The organism is Nonomuraea sp. NPDC059007 (assembly GCF_042740555.1).
In the GTDB taxonomy this organism is placed as follows: Bacteria; Actinomycetota; Actinomycetes; order Streptosporangiales; family Streptosporangiaceae; genus Nonomuraea.
The window spans coordinates 1-19,683 of the sequence record NZ_JBHYJD010000093.1 but is presented as its reverse complement, the minus strand read 5'-3'; the positions used below and the strand labels follow the sequence as shown (position 1 = coordinate 19,683).

At 71.0% G+C, this 19,683-nt stretch carries 19 protein-coding genes; 6 read left to right on the top strand and 13 right to left on the bottom strand.

Translation table 11 applies throughout. The features are described from left to right. Nucleotides 1-347: 347 nt before the first annotated feature. On the bottom strand, nucleotides 348-944 hold the full coding sequence (locus ACFWY5_RS56780; protein ID WP_379640209.1) for an HAD family hydrolase: 597 nt from the start codon (nucleotides 942-944) through the stop codon (nucleotides 348-350). A 22-nt stretch (nucleotides 945-966) separates the two neighbouring features. Here ACFWY5_RS56780 and ACFWY5_RS56775 point away from each other — a divergent pair, with 22 nt between their 5' ends. Beyond that, a complete protein-coding gene (locus tag ACFWY5_RS56775) occupies nucleotides 967-2,379 on the top strand; it encodes a glycosyltransferase family 39 protein (protein WP_379640208.1) in 1,413 nt (470 codons plus the stop codon). A gap of 210 nt (nucleotides 2,380-2,589) precedes the next feature. Beyond that, nucleotides 2,590-3,756 carry a glycerophosphodiester phosphodiesterase gene (locus ACFWY5_RS56770; RefSeq protein ID WP_379640207.1) on the top strand — a complete coding sequence of 389 codons (1,167 nt, stop codon included), beginning with the start codon at nucleotides 2,590-2,592 and terminating at the stop codon, nucleotides 3,754-3,756. 47 nt (nucleotides 3,757-3,803) lie between these two features. Here ACFWY5_RS56770 and tyrS read toward each other — a convergent pair whose 3' ends face one another. Continuing rightward, nucleotides 3,804-5,066, bottom strand: a complete 1,263-nt coding sequence (gene tyrS, locus ACFWY5_RS56765; RefSeq protein WP_379640206.1) for a tyrosine--tRNA ligase — start codon at nucleotides 5,064-5,066, stop codon at nucleotides 3,804-3,806. Between the two features lie 84 nt (nucleotides 5,067-5,150). On the opposite strand from tyrS, the gene ACFWY5_RS56760 reads away from it, so the two are divergent. Further along, nucleotides 5,151-5,552 carry a PH domain-containing protein gene (locus tag ACFWY5_RS56760; RefSeq protein ID WP_379627451.1) on the top strand — a complete coding sequence of 134 codons (402 nt, stop codon included), beginning with the start codon at nucleotides 5,151-5,153 and terminating at the stop codon, nucleotides 5,550-5,552. On the opposite strand, the gene ACFWY5_RS56755 is transcribed toward ACFWY5_RS56760, so the two are convergent. Genes ACFWY5_RS56755 through argC form a run of 9 tightly spaced genes read right to left on the bottom strand, consistent with a single transcriptional unit; the run spans nucleotide 5,492 to nucleotide 14,504 of the window. Continuing rightward, entirely contained in the window at nucleotides 5,492-6,169 is a 678-nt protein-coding gene (locus ACFWY5_RS56755) for a DNA-3-methyladenine glycosylase (protein WP_379640205.1), read from the bottom strand. The genes ACFWY5_RS56760 and ACFWY5_RS56755 overlap by 61 nt on opposite strands. Beyond that, on the bottom strand, nucleotides 6,151-7,608 hold the full coding sequence (gene argH / locus ACFWY5_RS56750) for an argininosuccinate lyase (RefSeq protein ID WP_379627455.1): 1,458 nt from the start codon (nucleotides 7,606-7,608) through the stop codon (nucleotides 6,151-6,153). The genes ACFWY5_RS56755 and argH overlap by 19 nt, the downstream gene beginning before the upstream one ends. Nucleotides 7,609-7,616: 8 nt before the next feature. Continuing rightward, complete coding sequence (locus tag ACFWY5_RS56745) at nucleotides 7,617-8,816, bottom strand: argininosuccinate synthase (protein ID WP_379640204.1); 1,200 nt, start codon at nucleotides 8,814-8,816, stop codon at nucleotides 7,617-7,619. 57 nt (nucleotides 8,817-8,873) lie between these two features. Continuing rightward, a complete protein-coding gene (locus ACFWY5_RS56740) occupies nucleotides 8,874-9,380 on the bottom strand; it encodes an arginine repressor (RefSeq protein ID WP_379627459.1) in 507 nt (168 codons plus the stop codon). Nucleotide 9,381: 1 nt separating this feature from the next. Further along, on the bottom strand, nucleotides 9,382-10,302 hold the full coding sequence (argF, locus tag ACFWY5_RS56735; RefSeq protein WP_379640203.1) for an ornithine carbamoyltransferase: 921 nt from the start codon (nucleotides 10,300-10,302) through the stop codon (nucleotides 9,382-9,384). Continuing rightward, nucleotides 10,299-11,465: an acetylornithine transaminase gene (locus ACFWY5_RS56730; protein ID WP_379640202.1), complete on the bottom strand. Its 1,167-nt coding sequence runs from the start codon at nucleotides 11,463-11,465 to the stop codon at nucleotides 10,299-10,301. The genes argF and ACFWY5_RS56730 overlap by 4 nt, the downstream gene beginning before the upstream one ends. Next, nucleotides 11,465-12,337 carry an acetylglutamate kinase gene (argB, locus tag ACFWY5_RS56725; protein ID WP_379640201.1) on the bottom strand — a complete coding sequence of 291 codons (873 nt, stop codon included), beginning with the start codon at nucleotides 12,335-12,337 and terminating at the stop codon, nucleotides 11,465-11,467. Before argB ends, ACFWY5_RS56730 begins: the two co-directional genes overlap by 1 nt. Beyond that, nucleotides 12,334-13,485: a bifunctional glutamate N-acetyltransferase/amino-acid acetyltransferase ArgJ gene (argJ, locus tag ACFWY5_RS56720; RefSeq protein WP_379640200.1), complete on the bottom strand. Its 1,152-nt coding sequence runs from the start codon at nucleotides 13,483-13,485 to the stop codon at nucleotides 12,334-12,336. The genes argB and argJ overlap by 4 nt, the downstream gene beginning before the upstream one ends. Next, a complete protein-coding gene (argC, locus tag ACFWY5_RS56715; protein WP_379627469.1) occupies nucleotides 13,482-14,504 on the bottom strand; it encodes an N-acetyl-gamma-glutamyl-phosphate reductase in 1,023 nt (340 codons plus the stop codon). The genes argJ and argC overlap by 4 nt, the downstream gene beginning before the upstream one ends. A gap of 228 nt (nucleotides 14,505-14,732) precedes the next feature. Here argC and ACFWY5_RS56710 point away from each other — a divergent pair, with 228 nt between their 5' ends. Next, complete coding sequence (locus tag ACFWY5_RS56710; RefSeq protein WP_379627471.1) at nucleotides 14,733-16,394, top strand: class I adenylate-forming enzyme family protein; 1,662 nt, start codon at nucleotides 14,733-14,735, stop codon at nucleotides 16,392-16,394. Here ACFWY5_RS56710 and ACFWY5_RS56705 read toward each other — a convergent pair. Then, nucleotides 16,383-17,504: a winged helix DNA-binding domain-containing protein gene (locus tag ACFWY5_RS56705; RefSeq protein WP_379640199.1), complete on the bottom strand. Its 1,122-nt coding sequence runs from the start codon at nucleotides 17,502-17,504 to the stop codon at nucleotides 16,383-16,385. The two genes, ACFWY5_RS56710 and ACFWY5_RS56705, sit on opposite strands and share 12 nt — an antisense overlap. A 35-nt stretch (nucleotides 17,505-17,539) precedes the next feature. Next, nucleotides 17,540-18,634, bottom strand: coding sequence for a hypothetical protein (locus ACFWY5_RS56700; protein ID WP_379640198.1), 1,095 nt, complete (start codon nucleotides 18,632-18,634; stop codon nucleotides 17,540-17,542). Between the two features lie 218 nt (nucleotides 18,635-18,852). Here ACFWY5_RS56700 and ACFWY5_RS56695 point away from each other — a divergent pair, with 218 nt between their 5' ends. Together ACFWY5_RS56695 and ACFWY5_RS56690 are read left to right on the top strand one after the other, a co-directional pair. Beyond that, entirely contained in the window at nucleotides 18,853-19,257 is a 405-nt protein-coding gene (locus ACFWY5_RS56695) for a hypothetical protein (RefSeq protein ID WP_379640197.1), read from the top strand. 21 nt (nucleotides 19,258-19,278) lie between these two features. Further along, nucleotides 19,279-19,632, top strand: coding sequence for a nuclear transport factor 2 family protein (locus ACFWY5_RS56690; RefSeq protein ID WP_379628249.1), 354 nt, complete (start codon nucleotides 19,279-19,281; stop codon nucleotides 19,630-19,632). Nucleotides 19,633-19,683: the final 51 nt, after the last annotated feature.

Genomic DNA, 19,683 nt, shown 5'->3' with positions numbered 1-19,683 from the left:
AGGTGTTGCATGAAATACTTCATGCACTGGCTTTTAACACACTGTTGAGTTCTCAAGAAACGGACGCGTTCTCGGCGTTCATTTCGTATTTCTATAGTTTCACCCGGTCTGCGTCCTGTCAAATCCGAAGAATTCGACGTTTCACAAATTCCGAGCAGCAAGAAACCCTCAAAAACGTACCGTGCCATCATGGGCGTGTCGAATCAACGGAGTTTTCCGGTGGCTCTACGCGTACCCGAGACGGAGTCTCAAGGGGCTTGTGCCCTGGGGCCCGTCCGCCTGACACGGCGTCCGGATCGCTCCCGGGGCGAAAACAAAGACTAGGTCGCGATCGGCCTGACGTCAAATCACCACGTCGGCGCGGCGCCGACCAGCTTCCTGACCTGCGCGGCCGACGTGAACACCTCGGCCCCCATCCCCACCTCCCGCGCCGCCCGCACGTTCGCCTCGCTGTCGTCGAGGAACAGGATCCGCTCCATGGGCACCCCGAGCTGCCCGGCCGCGACCTCGTAGGCACGCGGGTCCGGCTTGGCCACGCCGATCCGGCACGAGAAGGTCCGTGCGGCGAACCGCCGCAGCCAGTCGGTGCGCTCCCACACCGGCACCAGGTCCTCGATGATGTTCGACAGCAGGCCGAGCGTGCGGCCCTCGTCGGCCAGTTCGTTCACCAGCGCCACCATCTCGGGGTCGGACTGCGACCAGCTCTCCAGGTCCGCGGCGGTCAGCGCGGGCACGTCGGCGAAGGTGGTCCCGAGGCGCGCGGCCACGTTCTCCCAGTACGCCGCGCTGCTGAGCCCCGCGTCGTAGTCCGGCCGGCAATCCCAGTAGGCCGCCCAGAACCGCTCCCCCGGCACCCCCGCGAGTTCCACGAGCCGCTCGCGCGCCTGCTCAGTCTGCGTGCGGGCGATAACCCCATATAGGTCGAACAGAATCACGTCGCTCATCTTTCGAGCGTATTCTTCCCCGGTGACTGCCACGATCATCCGCCCAGCCCCGCCGGCGACCCGTTCGTACGCCTGGCTCCCCTGGCCGATGGCCGCACTGGCAGCCGCGGTGGCGCTGTCCGGCTCCGGAGTGGCCTCGCTCAACGGCGACGAACTCGCCACGGTCAGCGCGGCCAGACGCTCCATCTCCGGATTGTGGGAGCTGTCGCAGCACATCGACGGCCATTTCCTGCCGTACTACGTCTTCATGCACCTGTGGGTGAAGCTCGGCACGGCGGAGCTGTGGCTGCGCCTCCCCTCGGCGCTGGCCATCGGCGTCGCCGCCTGGTTCCTGACCGATCTGGGCCGCCGCCTGCACGGCATGACCGCGGGCGTGACGGCCGCGGTGATCTTCACGGCGCTACCCTCCGTGTCCTATTACGGCGCCTTCGCCCGCTCGTACGCGTTCGCCGCCGCCGCGGTGGTCTTCGCCTTCTGGGCACTGCACCGGGCGATCGAGGAGCCGCGCCGTACCGGCCGCTGGGTCCTTTACGGCGGGGCGGTCGCCCTGGTCTGCTGCACCCATCTGTTCGCCGTGCTCACGCTGCCCGCGCATCTGCTGCTCGCGCGCCGCGCGACCTGGTCGCGCATGCTGGCGGCGCTCGCCATAGGCGGCCTGCCCGCCGTCGCCCTCGGCCTGATCGGGTACGGCGAGCGCCACGCGATCAGCTGGATCCCGCAACGCGGCCCCGACGTGCTGCTGAAGTTCCCCAAGATGGCGGCGGACTCGATGGAGGTCGGCCTGCTGCTGTTCGCGGTCGCCCTGCTCGGGGCGGGACTGACCTGGCGCCTGAAGGAGAGCCCCGCGCTGCTGGCCTGGCTGGTGCTGCCGCCGGTCCTGTTGCTGGCGGTCTCCCATCTGGTGACACCTGTGTACGTCGACCGCTACCTCTTTGTCACCACTCCGGCGCTGGCCCTCCTGGCGGGCCTGGCCGCGGCCAGCGTGCCGCGCCTGCCCGTCGTCGCGGGCGCCGTGCTGGCCGGGGTGACGATCGCGCTGGCCGTACCGGCGCATCTGGACGTGCGCGACTACAACGGGCGGTACGCCGACTTCCCCGGAGCCCTCGCCAGGATCAAGACACGGCCCGGCGACGCCCTCGTCTACGGCCAGAGCTCCGAACGCAAGGGCGTCCTGTACTACGCCACCAAGCCCCTGCCCGACGACGTGCTCCTGGCCTCGCGGGAGCCGGAGGCGCACGGCTTCGCCTGGCCCGAGCGCGACGACGTCACCGCCGCGCTGGAAGGGCGCGAACGCGTCTGGATGTTGTGGCGCGGGGCGAAGACGGCGAAACTCCCGCGGATCGCGGCGGTACGGGCGGCGGGCTTCGAACAGGCCACCGTCTGGCATTCGGCCGAGATCCCCGGCATCACCGTCGCACTGTTCACGCGTCGCTGAACACCGCCGAACTCGCGCCCGACCGGCGCGACGCGCCGTTCCAGCTCTTCGAGGCCACGCAGCCCGCGGCACGTGCCATGGGACTGAAGGGCGCGAAGTCACCGGAAGTTTCGCGATTGTTGGCACGAACGGTGGTTTCGGTCCTTACCATAATCGCCGCGGTGATCGACCGGTGAGAGTCTCCGGCGATGGCGCCGCAGGGAGTTCCACGTGCGAAAGATCGCAGCGACCACGCTCGCCGTCCTGACCCCTCTCACCGGAGCGGGAGCGAGCGCGGCCACCGCCGCCGACCACCGTCCCGAGCGTTCGCAGGTCGTCGTCATCGGCCACCGCGGCTCGGCCGGGCACCGCCCCGAGCACACCCAGGGCAGCTACGAGCTGGCGGTGGCCATGGGCGCCGACTGGATCGAGCCCGACCTGGTGCCGACCAAGGACCACGTGCTGGTCGTGCGGCACGAGAACGAGATCTCCGGCACCACCGACGTCTCGGCACGGCCGGAGTTCGCCGGGCGCAGGACCACCAAGGTCGTCGACGGGCGCAACGTCACCGGCTGGTTCACCGAGGATTTCACACTGGCCGAGCTCAAGACGCTGCGCGCCGTGGAACGGCTGCCGGCCGTCCGCCAGCGCAACACCGTCTACAACGGCTACTACCAGGTCATGACCTTCCAGGAGGTGCTCGACCTGGCGAAGAAGCTCTCCAAGAGGTACGACCGGGAGGTCGGCGTCTTCCCCGAGACCAAGCATCCGACCTATTTCCGCTCGATCGGCCTGCCGCTGGAGGAGAAGCTGATCGAGACGGTCCGGCGCAACGGCCTGAACCGGCCCCGCGGGCCCGTGGTGGTGCAGTCGTTCGAGCCGTCGAGCCTGAAGCGGGTGGCCGGCGCGCTGCGGGTGCCGTTGTGGCAGGCGCTGGGGACGACGGGCCAGCCGTACGACCTGAAGGCGGCGGGCGACCCGACCACCTACGCCGACATGATGAAGCCCGAGGGACTGGCGAAGATCGCCGGCTACGCGCAGTGGATCGGCCCGGACAAGTCCTCGGCCATCCCCCTGAACCCGGACGGCAGCACCGGCGCGCCCACCTCGCTCGTCTCCGACGCGCACAAGGCCGGGCTCAAGATCGGCGTCTACACGTTCCGGAGCGAGAACCAGTACCTGCCGCTGCAGCTACGGCGCGGGAGCGTGCCGACCGAGCACGGTGACGCGCTGGCGGAGTACCGGGCGCACATCGAGCTGGGCGTGGACGCGTTCGTCACGGACTACCCGGACACGGCGGTATTGGCGCGCGGGGAGCGTACCCGCCCGAACGGGCAGACGCCGGCCGACCAGCTCGCCCCGCTCAACGCCGACGAGCCCGAGGAGGGCCGGCACTAGGCGCGGCGAAAGGCGGGCCCTTCCGCGAAGGAAGGGCCCGCCCGCGTTCAGCCGACCTCGACGCCGCCGATCGCCTTCTTGCCGCGGCGCAGCACCAGGAAGCGCCCCTGCAGCAGGTCCTTGGCCTCGGGCACGTACGCCTCGTCGGTGATCTTCACGTTGTTGAGGTACGCGCCGCCCTCCTTGACCGCGCGCCGCGCCGCCGACTTCGACTCCACCAGCCCGCTCTCGGCCAGCAGGTCGATGAACGGGGCCCCGAGCGCCGGCACGGCCGCCTTGGGCACCTCCGCCAGCGCCGAGCCGAGGGTGGCCGCGTCGAGCTCCTCCAGCGAGCCCTGCCCGAACAGCGCCTTGGACGCCGCCTGCACCTTGACCAGTTCCCCGGCCCCGTGCAGCAGCGTGGTGAACTCCTCGGCCAGCGCCCGCTGCGCCTCGCGGGCGAAGGGCCGCTCGGCGACGGACTTCTCCAGCTCCTCGATCTCCTCGCGCCCGCGGAAGCTGAAGATCTTGAGGAACTTCACGATGTCGCGGTCGTCGGAGTTGAGCCAGAACTGGTAGAAGGCGTACGGCGAGGTCATCTCGGGGTTGAGCCACACCGCGCCGCCGGCCGTCTTGCCGAACTTGGTGCCGTCGGCCTTGGTGATCAGCGGCACGGTCAGGGCGTGCACGTGCGAGCCCTCGACCCGCCTGATGAAGTCGACGCCCGCGGTGATGTTGCCCCACTGGTCGCTGCCGCCGAGCTGCAGCGTGCAGCCGAAACGGCGGTAGAGCTCCAGGTAGTCGTTGGACTGCAGCAGCTGGTAGCTGAACTCGGTGTAGCTGAGCCCCTCACCGGCCAGGCGGGCGGCGACCACCTCGCGCGCCAGCATGCGGTTGACCGGGAAGTGCTTGCCCACGTCGCGCAGGAAGTCGATCGCCGACAGCTCGGCCGTCCAGTCGAGGTTGCTGACCATGACGCCGCGCGCCTCGTCGGACAGGTCGAGGAAGCGCTCCACCTGCACCCGGATCTTCGCCACCCACTCGGCCACGACCTCGGCCGGGTTGAGCGCCCGCTCGGTGCTGCGCCCTCCCGGGTCGCCGATCAGGCCGGTGGCGCCGCCGACCAGGCCGATCGCCCGGTGGCCCGCCTGCTGGATCCTGGCCAGCGTGAACAGCGGGACCAGGTTGCCCACGTGTAGGGAGGGCGCGGTCGGGTCGAACCCGCAATAGGCCGTGATCGGACCGGTCGCCAGCGACGCGCGCAGGGCGTCGAGGTCGGTGGACTGCGCGATCAGGCCGCGCCAGGCGAGGTCATCGAGAATGTCGGTCACGATCTCGGCTTTCCGGGTAGTGGATGTCGGTCCCAGCCTGCCCGATCCATACGGATGAGCGCCACTTGGATACGCTCGGTCTCCATGTGGAAGGTCCGTCGCGAGCTGGCCGCTCTCAAGATCCTAGGGGCTGTCGTGTGTGCGGCTCTCGCCGTGTACTGGTGGCTGGCGGGAGACACCCGCGGGGTGATCCTCGCCGTCCCCGCGACACTGCTGGTCGGCGCCATGGCGCTCCGCGATCTCCTGGTCCCGGTACGGCTGCGCGCCGACGAGAGCGGCATCACCGTCGTCCACGGCTACGCCGGCCACCGGCACGTGCCGTGGGAGCGGATCCAGGACGTCAAGGTGGATGTGCGCACCCGGTTCGGCCTGCGCAGCGAGATGCTGGAGATCGACACAGGCGACGGCCTGCACATCTTCAGCCCTCACGAGCTGGGCGCCTCCCCCACCGAGGTGGCCGCCGCGCTGCGCCGCCGGGGGACGTGAGCCTTGTAGGGCGAGACGGTCGGGTCGCCGTCGATCCAGAACCGCCACGGCACCTCTTTGGCGGTGGAGATCCCGGTGCGGGGCCCTGACCGGATGAGGGTGCGATCGGGCGGTTCGCCCGCCAGCACGGCGAGGGTGCCGGATCCGGTGCGGATCGCGTCGAGCCCGTTGTGCTCGCGGTGCAGGCCGAGCGCGACCGCGAGCCGGGCGGGGCCGCGCGCGAGGTCGCGGTCGGGCATCCGCCTGGCGGCCGGGCCGGTGGCGCCGCGCCGGGCTCGCGAGATCTCCGTGCCGTCCACGATCTCGCCCGCGCGCAGCAGCACCGCCGAGCCGTCCTCCTCCGGCAGGCAGACCAGGTTGGCGCAGTAGTGCATGCCGTAGGTGAAGTACACGTACAGGTGGCCGGGCGGGCCGAACATGACCGCGTTGCGCGGCGTCTTGCCGCGGTAGGTGTGGGCCGCCGGGTCCTCGCCCGGCCCGCCGTACGCCTCGACCTCGGTCAGGCGCAGGGAGACGGGGCCGTGCACGAGGACGCGCCCGAGCAGGTCGGGCGCGACCTCGTGGGAGGGCCGGTCGAAGAAGGAGCGCGGCAGCGGCTTCAGGATCCGGCCGCCCATGCCGCCTGCGCGTCGACCGCCTCCCGCAGCGCGACGAGCTGGTCGCGCACCCGGTCGGGCGCGGTGCCGCCGGGCGCCTTGCGGGCGGCCAGGGCGCCGGGGACGCTGAGGACGTCGCGCACGTCGGGGGTCAGGTGCGGCGAGACCTTGAGCAGGTCCTCGTCGCTGACGTCACCGAGCTCGACGTCGTTGACCTGGCAGTAGACGACCAGGTGGCCGACGGCCTCGTGCGCCTCGCGGAACGCGACGCCCTTGCGGACCAGCAGCTCGGCCAGGTCGGTGGCCAGGGCGAAGCCGTCGGAGGCGGTGGCCTGCAGCCGGGCGGTGTTGACCCGCATGGTGGCCACGAGCCCGGCCATCGCGGGCAGCACGAGCAGGAGCGTGTCGACGGAGTCGAAGACCGGCTCCTTGTCCTCCTGCAGGTCGCGGTTGTAGGTGAGCGGCAAGCCCTTCAGCACGGTCAGAAGGGAGACGAGGTTGCCGATCAGGCGGCCGGACTTGCCGCGGGCCAGCTCCGCCACGTCGGGGTTCTTCTTCTGCGGCATGATCGAGGAGCCGGTGGAGTAGGCGTCGTCCATCTCGATCCAGCGGAACTCCTGCGAGGCCCACAGGACGATCTCCTCGCCCAGCCGCGACAGGTGCATGCCGATCATGGCCGCGTCGAAGAGGAACTCGGCGGCGAAGTCGCGCTCGGCGACGGCGTCCATCGAGTTGGGGGCGGCGGAGGAGAAGCCGAGCTCGTCGGCGACCGCCTCGGGGTCGAGCGGGAGCGAGGAGCCGGCCAGGGCTCCGGCGCCGAGCGGGGAGACGGCGGCGCGCTTGTCCCAGTCGGTGAGGCGGTCGATGTCGCGGGCGAAGGCGTGCACGTGGGCGAGCAGCTGGTGGCCGAAGGAGACCGGCTGGGCGTGCTGCAGGTGCGTCATGCCCGGGGCGGCGGTCTCGGCGTGCTGCTCGGCCTGCGCCATGAGCGCCGTCTCCAGCTCCACGAGCCTGAAGACGATCGTGCGCGCGTGGTCGCGCAGGTAGAGCCGCAGGTCGGTGGCGATCTGGTCGTTGCGCGAGCGTCCGGCGCGCAGCTTGCCGCCGAGGGCGCCGAGCCGTTCCAGCAGGCCGCGCTCCAGGGCGGTGTGCACGTCCTCGTCGGCGACGGTCGGCCGGAACTCGCCCGACTTGCAGGCGCGCTCCAGGTCGTCGATCGCGCCGATCATGCGCTCGAGCTCGTCCTGCGTGAGCAGCCCCGCCTTGTGCAGGACCCGCGCGTGCGCCCTGGACGCGGCCAGGTCGTACGGCACGAGCCGCCAGTCGAAGTGCACGCTCACCGACAGCCGGGTCAGCGCGTCGGCCGGACCACCTTCGAAGCGTCCGCCCCACAGCCTCATCGGCTTACCATCACTCACCGTCAGCTCCTCAATCTCCACAGCGAAGTCCTCCGCGACCATAGTGCACCTCAGGCCCGCTCGGCGTCCCGGGCGGCCGCGATCTTCGCGGGCAGCGAGAACAGCTGGACGAACCCCTTGGCCAGGGACTGGTCGAAGGTGTCGCCGGTGTCGTAGGTGGCCAGGGAGAAGTCGTACAGCGACTTCTCCGAACGCCGGCCGGTGACCACGGCCTTGCCGGCGTGCAGCGTCATCCGGATGTCGCCGGTGACGTACTTCTGTGCGTCGTCGATGAGCGACTCCAGTGCGTCCTTGAGCGGCGAGAACCACAGGCCGTCGTAGACGAGTTCGCTCCAGCGCTGGTCCACGCCCCGCTTGAAGCGCGCCAGGTCCCGCTCGACGGTGACGTTCTCCAGCTCCATGTGCGCGGCGATGAGCGCGAGGGCGCCGGGCGCCTCGTAGACCTCGCGCGACTTGATGCCGACGAGCCGGTCCTCGACCATGTCGATGCGGCCCACGCCCTGCGCGCCGGCGCGCGCGTTCATCTCCGCGACGATCTGGTACGGCGTCAGCGCCCGCCCGTCGAGCTTGACCGGCACGCCCGCCTCGAACGTGATGACGACCTCGTCGGCCGCGCGCGGCTGGGCCGGGTCGGCGGTGTAGGAGTAGACGTCCTCGGTGGGGCCGTTCCAGATGTCCTCCAGGAAGCCGGTCTCGACGGCGCGGCCCCACAGGTTCTGGTCGATGGAGAACGGGTTCTTCTTGCTGGTCTCGATCGGCAGGTTCTTCGATTCGGCGTACTCGATGGCCTTGTCGCGGGTCCAGGCGAAGTCGCGGGCGGGCGCGACGACGCGCAGGTCCGGGGCGAGGGCGGCGAGGCCGGCCTCGAAGCGGACCTGGTCGTTGCCCTTGCCGGTGCAGCCGTGGGAGACGATCGTGCCGTTGAAGCGCTGGGCGGCGCTCACCAGGTGCTTGACGATGAGCGGGCGCGAGAGCGCGGAGACCAGCGGGTAGCGGTCCATGTAGAGGGCGTTGGCGCGCAGCGCGGGCAGGCAGAAGTCGGCGGCGAACTCCTCCTTGGCGTCGACCACGACGGACTCGGCCGCGCCGCAGTCGATGGCCCGCTTCTGGATGACGTCCATGTCCTCGCCGCCCTGGCCGAGGTCGACCGCGACGGCGATCACCTCGGCGTTCATCTTCTCGGCGAGGTACGGGATGGCGACGGAGGTGTCGAGGCCGCCGGAATATGCGAGAACTACTCTCTCGGTCATGGTGTTTTCTCCGATTCGGTGACTGATGGTGGCGCGAAGAGCCCGCGGTCAAGCGGGCTAGCTTCGTCGGTCGGCCACCTTCAGCAGCGACTGCGCGACGCCGGCGCCGCCCTGCGGGTCGCGGGCGATGACGAGGACGGTGTCGTCCCCGGCCACGCAGCCGAGGATCGACTCCCAGTCGGCGTGGTCGATCGCCGAGGCGAGGAACTGGGCCGCGCCGGGCGGGGTCTTCACGATGACCAGGTTCGCGCTGGCCTCGGCCGAGACCAGGAGCTCCTCGGCGATGCGGTGGAGCCTGGCGGCCGGCGTCTCGCCGGTGCCGAGCCTGGCCAGCGGGATGCGGCCGCCGCCCTCGCCGGGCAGCGCGTACACCAGGGAACCGTCCTCTGCACGCAACTTGAGCGCCCCCAGCTCGTCGAGGTCGCGCGAGAGCGTCGCCTGGGTGACCTCGACGCCGCTCTCGGCCAGCAGTTTGGCCAGCTCGGGCTGCGAGCGGACCGCCTGCCGCTGGAGCAGCTCGGTGATCTTCGCCTGGCGGGCGACCTTGGTCATCGGGATGGTCATGTCAGTTGTTCACCAGCCAGTGCAGCAGCGCCTTCTGGGCGTGCAGCCGGTTCTCCGCCTGGTCCCACACGGCGCTCTTCGGGCCGTCGAGCACGTCGGCGGTGATCTCGTAGCCCCGGTAGGCGGGCAGGCAGTGCAGCACGATCGCGTCGCCCGCGGCGTGGGCCAGCAGTTCGGCGTTGACCTGGAAGGGCATGAGCGCGGCGACGCGCTTCTCCTTGCCGTCCTGGCCCATGGAGACCCAGGTGTCGGTGGCGATCACGTGCGCGCCCCGGACTGCGGCGGCCGGGTCGCTCAGCGAGACCACCGAGCCGCCGGTCCGGGCGGCGATGGCGGCGGCCCGGTCGAGGATGACGGCGTCCGGCTGGTAGCCGTTCGGGGCGCCGACACGTACGTGCATGCCGGCGGTGGCGCCGCCCAGCAGGTAGGAGTGGGCCATGTTGTTGGCGCCGTCGCCGACGTAGGTGAGGGTCAGGCCCTTCGTGGTGCCGAAGCGCTCACGGACGGTCTGCAGGTCGGCGAGGATCTGGCAGGGGTGGTACTCGTCGGTCAGCGCGTTGACGACCGGGACCGTGGTGCCCTCGGCCATCGCCTCGATGCGCTCCTGGCCCGCGGTGCGCCAGACGATGGCGGCGCACTGGCGCTCCAGGACGCGGGCGCTGTCCTCGATGGGCTCGCCGCGGCCCATCTGGGAGGCGCCGCCGTCGATGACCAGTGGCAGGCCGCCCAGCTCGCCGACGCCGACGGCGAAGGAGACGCGGGTCCTGGTCGAGGGCTTGTCGAACAGGACGGCGACGGTCTTGGGCCCCTCGAAGGGGCGGTAGCCGTAACGGTCCTTCTTCATCGCGGCGGCCAGTTCCAGCACCTCGGCCTGCTCGGCCGGGCTCAGGTCGTCGTCCTTGAGGAAGTGTCGCGTGGTCATGGTGCGGCCTCGGTGAGGATCTTGGGGAAGGCGTCCACGAAGGACTGCACCTCGGAGTCGGTGACCACCAGCGGGGGCGCGAGCCGTACCGCGTCGGGCTGCAGGGCGTTGATCAGGAACCCCGCGTCGGCGGCGGCCTGCTGCACGGCGGCCGAGACGTCGGAGGTGAGGACGGCGCCCAGCCACAGGCCGCGGCCGCGCACGCCCTTCAGCAGCGGGTGCTCGATCCCCTCCAGGCCGGTGCGCAGCTGCACGGCGACCTTCTGCACGTGTTCGAGATCCACGTTCTCCAGTACGGCCAGCGCCGCCGCGCACGAGACCGGGTTGCCGCCGAACGTCGAGCCGTGGTCGCCCTTGGCGAACAGCGTGCCGGCCTCGCCGAAGCCGACGCAGGCGCCGATCGGCAGCCCGCCGCCCAGGCCCTTGGCCAGCGTGAGGATGTCGGGGACGACGCCGTCGGCCTGGTGGGCGAACCAGTGGCCGGTGCGTCCGATCGCCGACTGGATCTCGTCGGCGACCATGAGCGCGCCGGTGGAGTCGCAGATCTCCCTGACGGCCTGGAAGTAGCCGTCCGGCGGCGGGACGACGCCGGCCTCACCCTGGGTGGGCTCCAGGAAGACCGCGACGCACTCGCCGCCGACCTCCTCGCGCAGGGCCTCGGCGTCGCCGTAGGGGACGAACCTGACCTCGACCGGGAACGGTCCGAACTGGTCGCGGATGGCCTTCTTGCCGGTCAGCGACAGGGAGCCGATGGTGCGGCCGTGGAAGCCGTTCTCGGCGGCGACGAAGTAGCGGCGGCCTTCGCGCCGGCCGTACTTGAGCGCGAGCTTGTACGCGGCCTCGTTGGCCTCGGTGCCGGAGTTGGCCAGGAAGATCTTGGCCGGTTCCTTGAGCAGGCCGAGCAGCTTCTCGGCGAGCAGGACCTCGGGCTCGTGCACGAACAGGTTGGAGGTGTGGGCCAGCGTGGCCACCTGCCGGGAGACCGCCTCGACCAGCGCGGGGTGGGCGTGGCCGAGCGAGCTGACCGCGATGCCGCCGATGAAGTCGAGGTAGCGCCTGCCGTCGACGTCCCACACCGCGCTGCCCTCGCCGCGGATCAGGGCGACCGGCGGGGTGCCGTAGTTCGGCATGAACGACTTCTCGAACCTCTCGAACAGGCTCATCAGGGCATCACCATGGTTCCGATTCCTTCGTCGGTGAAGATCTCTAGCAGCAGGGAGTGCGGGACGCGGCCGTCGAGGACGTGGGCGTGGTTGACGCCGCCCTGGACCGCGGTCAGGCAGGCGCCCATCTTGGGCACCATGCCGCTGGACAGGGTGGGCATCAGCTCTTCGAGCTCGGCGGCCTTGAGCTTGCCGATGACGTCGCTGTCGTCGGGCCAGTTGGCGTACAGGCCTTCGACGTCGGTCAGGACGATGAGCTTCTCGGCCTTGAGCGCCACGGCCAGCGCGGCGGCGGCGGTGTCGGCGTTGACGTTGTAGATCTGGCCGTCCTCGCCGCGGGCGATGCTGGAGACGACCGGGATGCGGCCGTCGTCCATGAGCGTGTGCAGGGCGCCGGGGTCGACGTGGACGATCTCGCCGACCTGGCCGATGTCGAGCTTCTCGCCGTCGACGACGGCGTGCTTGCGCTCGGCGGTGAACAGGTTGGCGTCCTCGCCCGACAGCCCGACGGCGAACGGGCCGTGCCGGTTGACCAGGCCGACGACCTCGCGGTTGACCTGGCCGACCAGGACCATCCTGACGACCTCCATGGCCTCGGGCGAGGTCACGCGCAGCCCGGCGGTGAAGGTCGACTCGATCCCGTGCAGGTCGAGCGCCTTGCTGATCTGCGGGCCGCCGCCGTGGACGACGACCGGCTTGAGACCGGCGTAGCGCAGGAAGACGATGTCCTCGGCGAATCCCGCCTTGAGCGACTCTTCGGTCATAGCGTTGCCACCGTACTTGATGACGACGGTGGCGCCCTGGAAGCGGGCCAGCCAGGGCAGCGCCTCGATCAGCGTGGCCGCTTTCGTGAGCGCGGAGGCCGACCTCATGAGGAGTAGGCCGAGTTCTCGTGGACGTAGTCCGCGGTCAGGTCGGTGGTGTGGATGGTGGCCGAGTTGGTGCCCGCCGACAGGTCGATGGTGATGGTGACGTCGCGGGGGCGCATGTCGACCTTGTCGCGGTCGTCGCCGACGGCGCCGCCCCGGCAGATCCACACGCCGTTGATGGCGACGTTGAGGCGCTCGGGCTCGAAGACGGCGTCGGTGGTGCCGACCGCGGCCAGGACGCGGCCCCAGTTGGGGTCCTCGCCGTGGATGGCGCACTTGAGCAGGTTGGAGCGGGCGACCGTCCGGCCGACCTTGACCGCGTCGTCCTCGGAGGCGGCGCCGACCACCTCGATGGCGATCGCCTTGGAGGCGCCCTCGGCGTCCACGAGCAGTTGCCTGGCCAGGTCCGCGCAGACCTCGGTGACCTTCTCCTCGAACTCCTTCAGCGCCGGCTTCACCCCGGCGGCGCCGGAGGCGAGCAGGAGCACGGTGTCGTTGGTCGACATGCAGCCGTCGGCGTCGAGCCGGTCGAAGGTCTTCGCGGTGGCCTTGCGCAGGACCGCGTCGAGCTCCTCGCTGGTCAGGTCGGCGTCGGTGGTCAGCACGACGAGCATGGTGGCCAGGGCCGGGGCGAGCATCCCGGCGCCCTTGGCCATGCCGCCGACCATGTAGCCCTCGCCGCGCTTGAAGGAGATCTTCGAGACGGTGTCGGTCGTCCTGATGGCGTCGGCGGCGGCCAGGCCGCCGTCGCGGGAGAGCTGCTCGGCGGCCGTCTCGACGCCGCCGAGCAGCGCGTCCATGGGCAGCCGCTCGCCGATCAGGCCGGTCGAGCAGACCGCGATCTCGCCCGCGGAGTCCTGGAGCGAGGCGGCCACCTGTTCCGCGGTGGCGTGGGTGTCCTGGAATCCCTCGGGGCCGGTGCAGGCGTTGGCGCCGCCGGAGTTGAGCACGACCGCCCGGACCCGGCCGCCGCGCAGGACCTGCTGCGACCAGAGCACGGGGGCGGCCTTCACGCGGTTGGCGGTGAAGACGCCCGCGGCGGCGCGCGAGGGTCCTTCGTTGACGACGAGGGCCAGGTCGCGGTTGCCGCTGGCCTTGATGCCCGCGGCGATACCTGCGGCCTTGAAGCCGAGCGGGGCGGTCACACTCATGGAGCAACTCCTGTCAGGGGGAGGCCGAGCTCTTCCGGCAGGCCGAGGGCGAGGTTGACGCTCTGGATCGCGCCTCCGGCGGTGCCCTTGGTGAGGTTGTCGATGGCGATGACGGCGATCAGGCGCCCGGCGCGCTCGTCGAGCGTCACCTGCAGGGCGGCGGTGTTGGCGCCGTAGGTCATCGCGGTGGCGGGCCAGGCGCCCTCCGGCAGCAGGCTCACGAACGGTTCGGTGGCGTACGCCTCGTGGTAGGCGTCGCGCAGTGCCTTCTTGGTCAGCCCGGGTACGGCGGGAGCCGTACAGGTGGCCAGGATGCCGCGGCTCATCGGGGCCAGCGTCGGGGTGAAGGAGACCCGGACCCCGGTTCCGGCGACGGCGCCGAGGGTCTGCTCCATTTCGGGGGTGTGCCGGTGGCCGCCGCCGACGCCGTAGGCGCTGACCGAGCCCATGACCTCGCTGCCGAGCAGGTTCGCCTTGAGCGACTTGCCGGCGCCGCTGGTGCCGGAGGCGGCGACCACGACGACGTCGGGTTCGGCCAGGCCGGCGGCGAAGGCGGGGAACAGGGCGAGGGTCACGGCGGTCGGGTAGCAGCCGGGTACGGCGATGCGCCGGGCGCCCTTGAGCACCTCGCGCTGGCCGGGCAGCTCCGGCAGCCCGTACGGCCAGCTTCCCGCGTGGGCGCCGCCGTAGAACTCCCGCCACGCGGCGGGGTCGGTGAGCCGGTGATCGGCGCCGCAGTCGACGACAATGGTGTCGGGCCCGAGTCCGGCGGCGACGGCGGCCGAATGGCCATGCGGCAGGGCCAGGAAGACGACGTCGTGGCCGGCGAGGGTCTGGGGGCTGGTCTCCTCGATGACCCGGCCGGCGAGCTGGGGCAGGTGCGGCTGGTGGGCGCCGAGCGTGGTGCCCGCGCTGGCGGCCGCGGTGAGCGCGCCGATCCGCAGCTTGGGGTGGCCGAGCAGCAGGCGGAGCAGCTCTCCGCCGGCGTAGCCGCTGGCACCGGCGATCGCCGCCCTCATCGAACCTCCTGCATGTTCATGCACTGTAACTCATGTTCTTGCTTAGAAAGATGATGCACAACAGAGGATGAACATGCAAGTGAGACCGCCCTTCCCGTCCACATGGTGAGATCGGACAAATCACCCATTTGATGCATAACTACTCACAGAACAAGGCTCTAGCGTCACGTACCTACTGGTCGGTACTGTGATTTATCCGGATCGCCGAGCCACGCGGGAGTTCTGCGCATGACCATCAGCCACGCCCAGGTCCAGGCCCAGCTCACCGGCCCCGGCCAGCTCTTCGAGACCGAGGAGATCGGCGACACGGGCGTCCGTACGTGGAAGCACGCGCCCGGTCACTTCAGGGCGCTGCTGGAGATGAGCCGCTTCCACGGGGAGAAGGTGTTCCTCGTCTACGAGGACGAGCACATCACCTTCGAGGAGCACTTCCGCCGCGCCGCCACGCTCGCCAACCGGCTCGTCACGGACTACGGCGTGGCCAAGGGCGACCGGGTGGCCATCGCCATGCGCAACTACCCGGAATGGGTGGTCTCCTTCTCGGCGGCGCTGGCCGCCGGGGCGATAGCCGTACCCCTGAACGCGTGGTGGACCGAGCAGGAGCTCGCCTACGGCGTGAAGGACTCCGGTGCGAAGGTGCTCATCGCCGACGGCGAGCGCGCGGTACGGCTGGCGGGCACGGGTGTCCCGCTGATCGTCACCCGCGGCCAGGCGCCCGCGGGCGCGCGCTCCTTCGACGAGGTCATGGGCGAGGTCGCCGCCGGCGTCACGCTGCCCGCCGTCGAGCTGGCCCCCGAGGACCCGGCCACGATCTTCTACACCTCCGGCACGACCGGGCGGCCCAAGGGCGCGCTCGGCAGCCACCGCAACCTGGGCCAGTCGCCGATGACCGTCGCCTACGGGCTGCTGCGCGCGGTCGCGCTGGCCGGGAAGGACATCGGCGCCGCGGCGGGCGTGCGCAGGGTGACGCTGCTGACGGTGCCGCTGTTCCACGTGACGGGATGCTTCTCCGCGCTGACCACGACCATGTTCACCGGCGGCGGCCTCGTGCTCATGTACAAGTGGGACGCCGGGCAGGCCCTGCAGCTCATCGAGCGCGAGAAGGTCACCGCGATGATCGGCGTGCCGACCAACGCGTGGCAGCTGATGTCCCACGCCGACTTCGGCAAGCGCGACCTGTCCTCGCTGACCACGCTCGGCTACGGCGGCGCCCCCGCCCCGCCCAAGCTGCTGGAGCGCATCAACGAGAACATGCCCGAGCGCTCGGCCTCCAACGGCTACGGCATGACCGAGACCACCGCGCTGGCCGTCGGCAACGGCGGCCCCGACTACCAGGCCAGGCCCGACAGCATCGGCCTGCCCTCCGCGGTCGTGGACGTCAGGGTCGTCGACCCGATGGGCCAGGTGCTGGCCGCCGGCGAGGTCGGCGAGCTGTGCGTACGCGGGCCCAACGTCATCATGGGCTACTGGAACAAGCCGCAGGCCACCGCCGAGACCTTCGTCGGCGGCTGGCTCCACACCGGCGACCTGGCCAGGATCGACGAGGAGGGCTTCGTCTACATCGTCGACCGGGCCAAGGACATGGTCATCAGGGGCGGGGAGAACGTCTACTGCGCCGAGGTCGAGTCCGCGCTCTTCGAGCACCCGGCGGTGGACGACGCGGCGGTCATCGGCGTGCCCCACGACGAGCTGGGCGAGGAGGTCGGCGCCGTGCTGCGCCTCAGGCCGGGCACCGCGACCACCGCCGAGGAAGTCCGCTCGTTCCTGGCCGAGCGCATCGCCAAGTTCAAGATCCCGGCCCACTTCTGGTTCCGCGACGACGAACTGCCCCGCAACCCCGGCGGCAAGATCCTCAAGACGCACCTGCGGCGCGAGGTCCTAGGCGGGTAGCAGGCGTACCTCCGCCTGCGGGAGCTTGTCCCACCAGTGGGTGTAGCGGCGGTAGACGGCGGGGTCGCGGGCGGCCAGGAACTTCACCAGCGACCGGGCCTCGGCCGCCAGTCCCGCCCAGTCCCGCTCGGACAGCGGCCGGAAGGCGCTCGCCTCGATGCCGCCGCCGGCGGGCCGCCAGACTCCGGCGACCTGCCCGTCGACGAGCAGGGTGGGCAGGACGTCGCCGTTCTGGCGGGTGACCAGGCGCCGGAGATCCGGCGGGATCACCCGGCTGCGGTCGGCGTAGGCCAGCAGGACGCTGTCCCACATGGGCAGCAGCCTGGGCGGCGCCGGGGTGTCCTCCTCCGGGATGGGGCCGTCCGGCACGTCGTACAGGAGGGTGCCGTCCGGTCCTTCGAGCTGGTCGAAGCCGGTCACCGCCTCGCGCAGCACCGGCCTGGTCAGCAGGCTGAACTGGGCGATGTCGGCCACCGACGCCGGTCCGAACGCCTCCAGATAGCGGTGGACCAGGTGGCGTACCGACTCCTGCCGCTCGTCATGGCCCCTCCGCCGCAGGCGGGTCACGGTGAAGGCGCCCCGCGCGCCGAACGACCAGGGGCCGCCGGTCGGGACGTGGTGCAGCGGCGCGAACGTGCGCAGCGCCCACCACATGCGCGGCTGATGCGCGCCCAGCCGCTCGCGGATCAGCTCCTCGATCTCGGCCTTGGTTCGCGGCCCGGCCGCGAACTCCAGCAGGTGGGGCAGCAACGCGTCGGCGTCGGCGACGCTCAGCCCCGCCCCGGTGAAGCGCCGGTCCCCCAGCCGGGCCGCGCGCAAGCTCGCCACCATCGCGTTGTGGAAGGCCGGGTAGTCGCCGGCGTGGACGGCGTGCAGAGTGATGCGCATCAGCGTGGACTTGACCACCTCATGGGTGGCGAAGGCGGCGTCGAGATCCGCCGGGTCGAACCCCTCCAGCCTGTTCCACAGCGCCAGGTACGGCGAGGCCGCCTCCTGGGCCTGCAGCGCGACGACCCGGCGCACTCCCTCGGCCGCGGGCAGGCGTTCACGCCGCAGGAGCAGTTGCCGGGCCAGCGTCGCCCGGTTCAGGCGTCTCATCGTCAGCCGCACGCCCCGCAGCCTACGACGCTCAGCCGCCGGCGTGCTCAGTCGCCGGCGTGCTCGGCGACCGCGCGCGTGGGCGGCACGACCGTGGGCAGGCGCGGGCCGTCGAAGTAGCCGGGCTTGTGCGTGCGCAGCAGCGCCTGCCCGCTGCGCTCCCACAGGAAGCCGGGCCGGCCCAGCAGCCCGGCGAACAGCTCTCCGGCCTTGGCGTGGTCGCGCTCGGCCAGGCGGACGATCGGCACCGGTGAGACCGCGTCGCCCTTGAGGTAGGAGGTCACCAGGTCACGGCCCTCGCGCCGGACGACCAGGCCGGGCCGGTCGAAGATCTCGGCCAGCCGGGCGAACTCGGCGTAGTAGCCCAGGCCGTCGGTCTCGTCGAAGATCAGGGCGACGCTCCCGGCCCGCGACACGTGCTCGGGGATCTCCGCGTTGACCCGCCCGCCGAGCCGTTCGGCCTGGTAGCCGAGATAGCCCCGCATCTTCTCCGCCACCTCCGTGCCCGCCACCACGACCTGGTCGGAGCCGAAGTAGGCGATGAAGCAGCGGCGCTGCTCGGCCTGCGTACGCCGGGCCGCGGCCAGCAGGCCGGGATTGCGGTAGGCGGCGGCCGGATTCTCCAGCGCCACGTGCGCGGCCGCCGCGATCAGCCGCTCGCGCGCCTGCGCGGTGTGCACCGACGGGGTGGCGCTGATCAGCCGGTCGCGGCCGAGCGGGATGAGCCTGCCGACCACGAACATGCCCTCGGCCAGCGGCGCGAACGCCTCCTCGCCCAGGTTGGACAGCGTGCGGTAGGTCAGCTCGTCCACGTGGTTGAACAGGATGAGCGCCGGGCCGTCGAACCCGGTCACCTCGAAGACGCCCTCGACCACGTCCTTCCAGCTGAGCAGCAGCTCGCGGTCGGCCGCGTCGAGGCCCGGGTGCTCCTCCACGAACCGGTCGACGACCGTGCCGCCGCCGCCGAGCTCGTGCTGGTGCACGAAGTAGTCGACCGGCAGGAAGGCGTTCGCCTCGTCCTGCGGCTGCCCGCCGGCGTAGAAGCGGTCGAGCACGGCGGTCAGCTCGCGCTGGAACCTGCCGGACGTCGCGTAGTGCACCAGCTCGGGCTTGAGCTCCCGCGCGCGGGCCAGCAGATCCATCGACTCACTCCTCGTGTTCGCGTGATTGCAAAGAGACAGTAACGAGGCGAACGGCGCCGCGGGCCGCTTTCCCTATTTCTCCCGAGAAGTCGCCGCAGGTCAGGGGGTGCATAGCCGCCTCCATTACCTGGCGCGTAATCGCACCGGCTATGCCCCCGATGACACGGTTCGTGTGTCGGAAACAACCGCCATCGGAAACCACCGTGAGGAGAACCGAGATGACCGCCGTACCCGTCACCGCCGACCGGACCAGGTTCCTGCGCACCGTGCTCGTCGCCGACGCCCTCGTCACCGGCGCCAACGGCCTGGCCTACCTGGTCGCCGCACCGCTGCTCAGCGATCTCCTGGGTCCCGGCTCGGGGATGCTGCGGGCGCTCGGCGCCTTCTTGCTCGCGTACGGCGCCGCCGTGGCCGTCCTGGGCACCCGGCGCGAGATCAGCCTCGGCGGCACCAAGGCCGTCGTCGCCATCAACATCGCCTGGACGCTGGGCAGCGTGGCCGCCGTGGTGTTCGGGCTGGTGGAGTTCACCACGATCGGCGCCGTGTGGGCCATCGCCCAGGCGCTGGTGGTCGGCCTGCTGGCCGAACTGCAGATCATGGGCCTGCGCAAGGCCCGCCGCTAATCCGGGAGAGGAAGAGACATCATGGAAAACCTGGTCGAGCGTTATGTGGCCGCCTGGAACGAGACCGACGCCGATGCCCGCGCCAAGGCCGTCGCCGGGCTGTGGGCCGAGGACGGCGCCTACACCGACCCGCTGGCCGCCGTCACCGGCCATGAGGCGATCGCCGCGGTGATCGCCGGGGCGCAGGGGATGTTCCCCGGCATGGTCTTCACCCCGGGCGAGGTGTTCGAGACCCACCACAACGTGGCCCGCTTCACCTGGCACCTCGGCGCGCCCGGCGGTGAGCCGATCGTGGTCGGGTTCGACGTGGCGGAGCTGGCCGAGGACGGCAGGATCCAGCGGGTTCTGGGCTTCCTCGACAAGGTCCCCGCCTGAGCCCCGCGGGGAAGGGCACCCCCCGCCGCCGGGGGGGCCAGACCCCCCGCG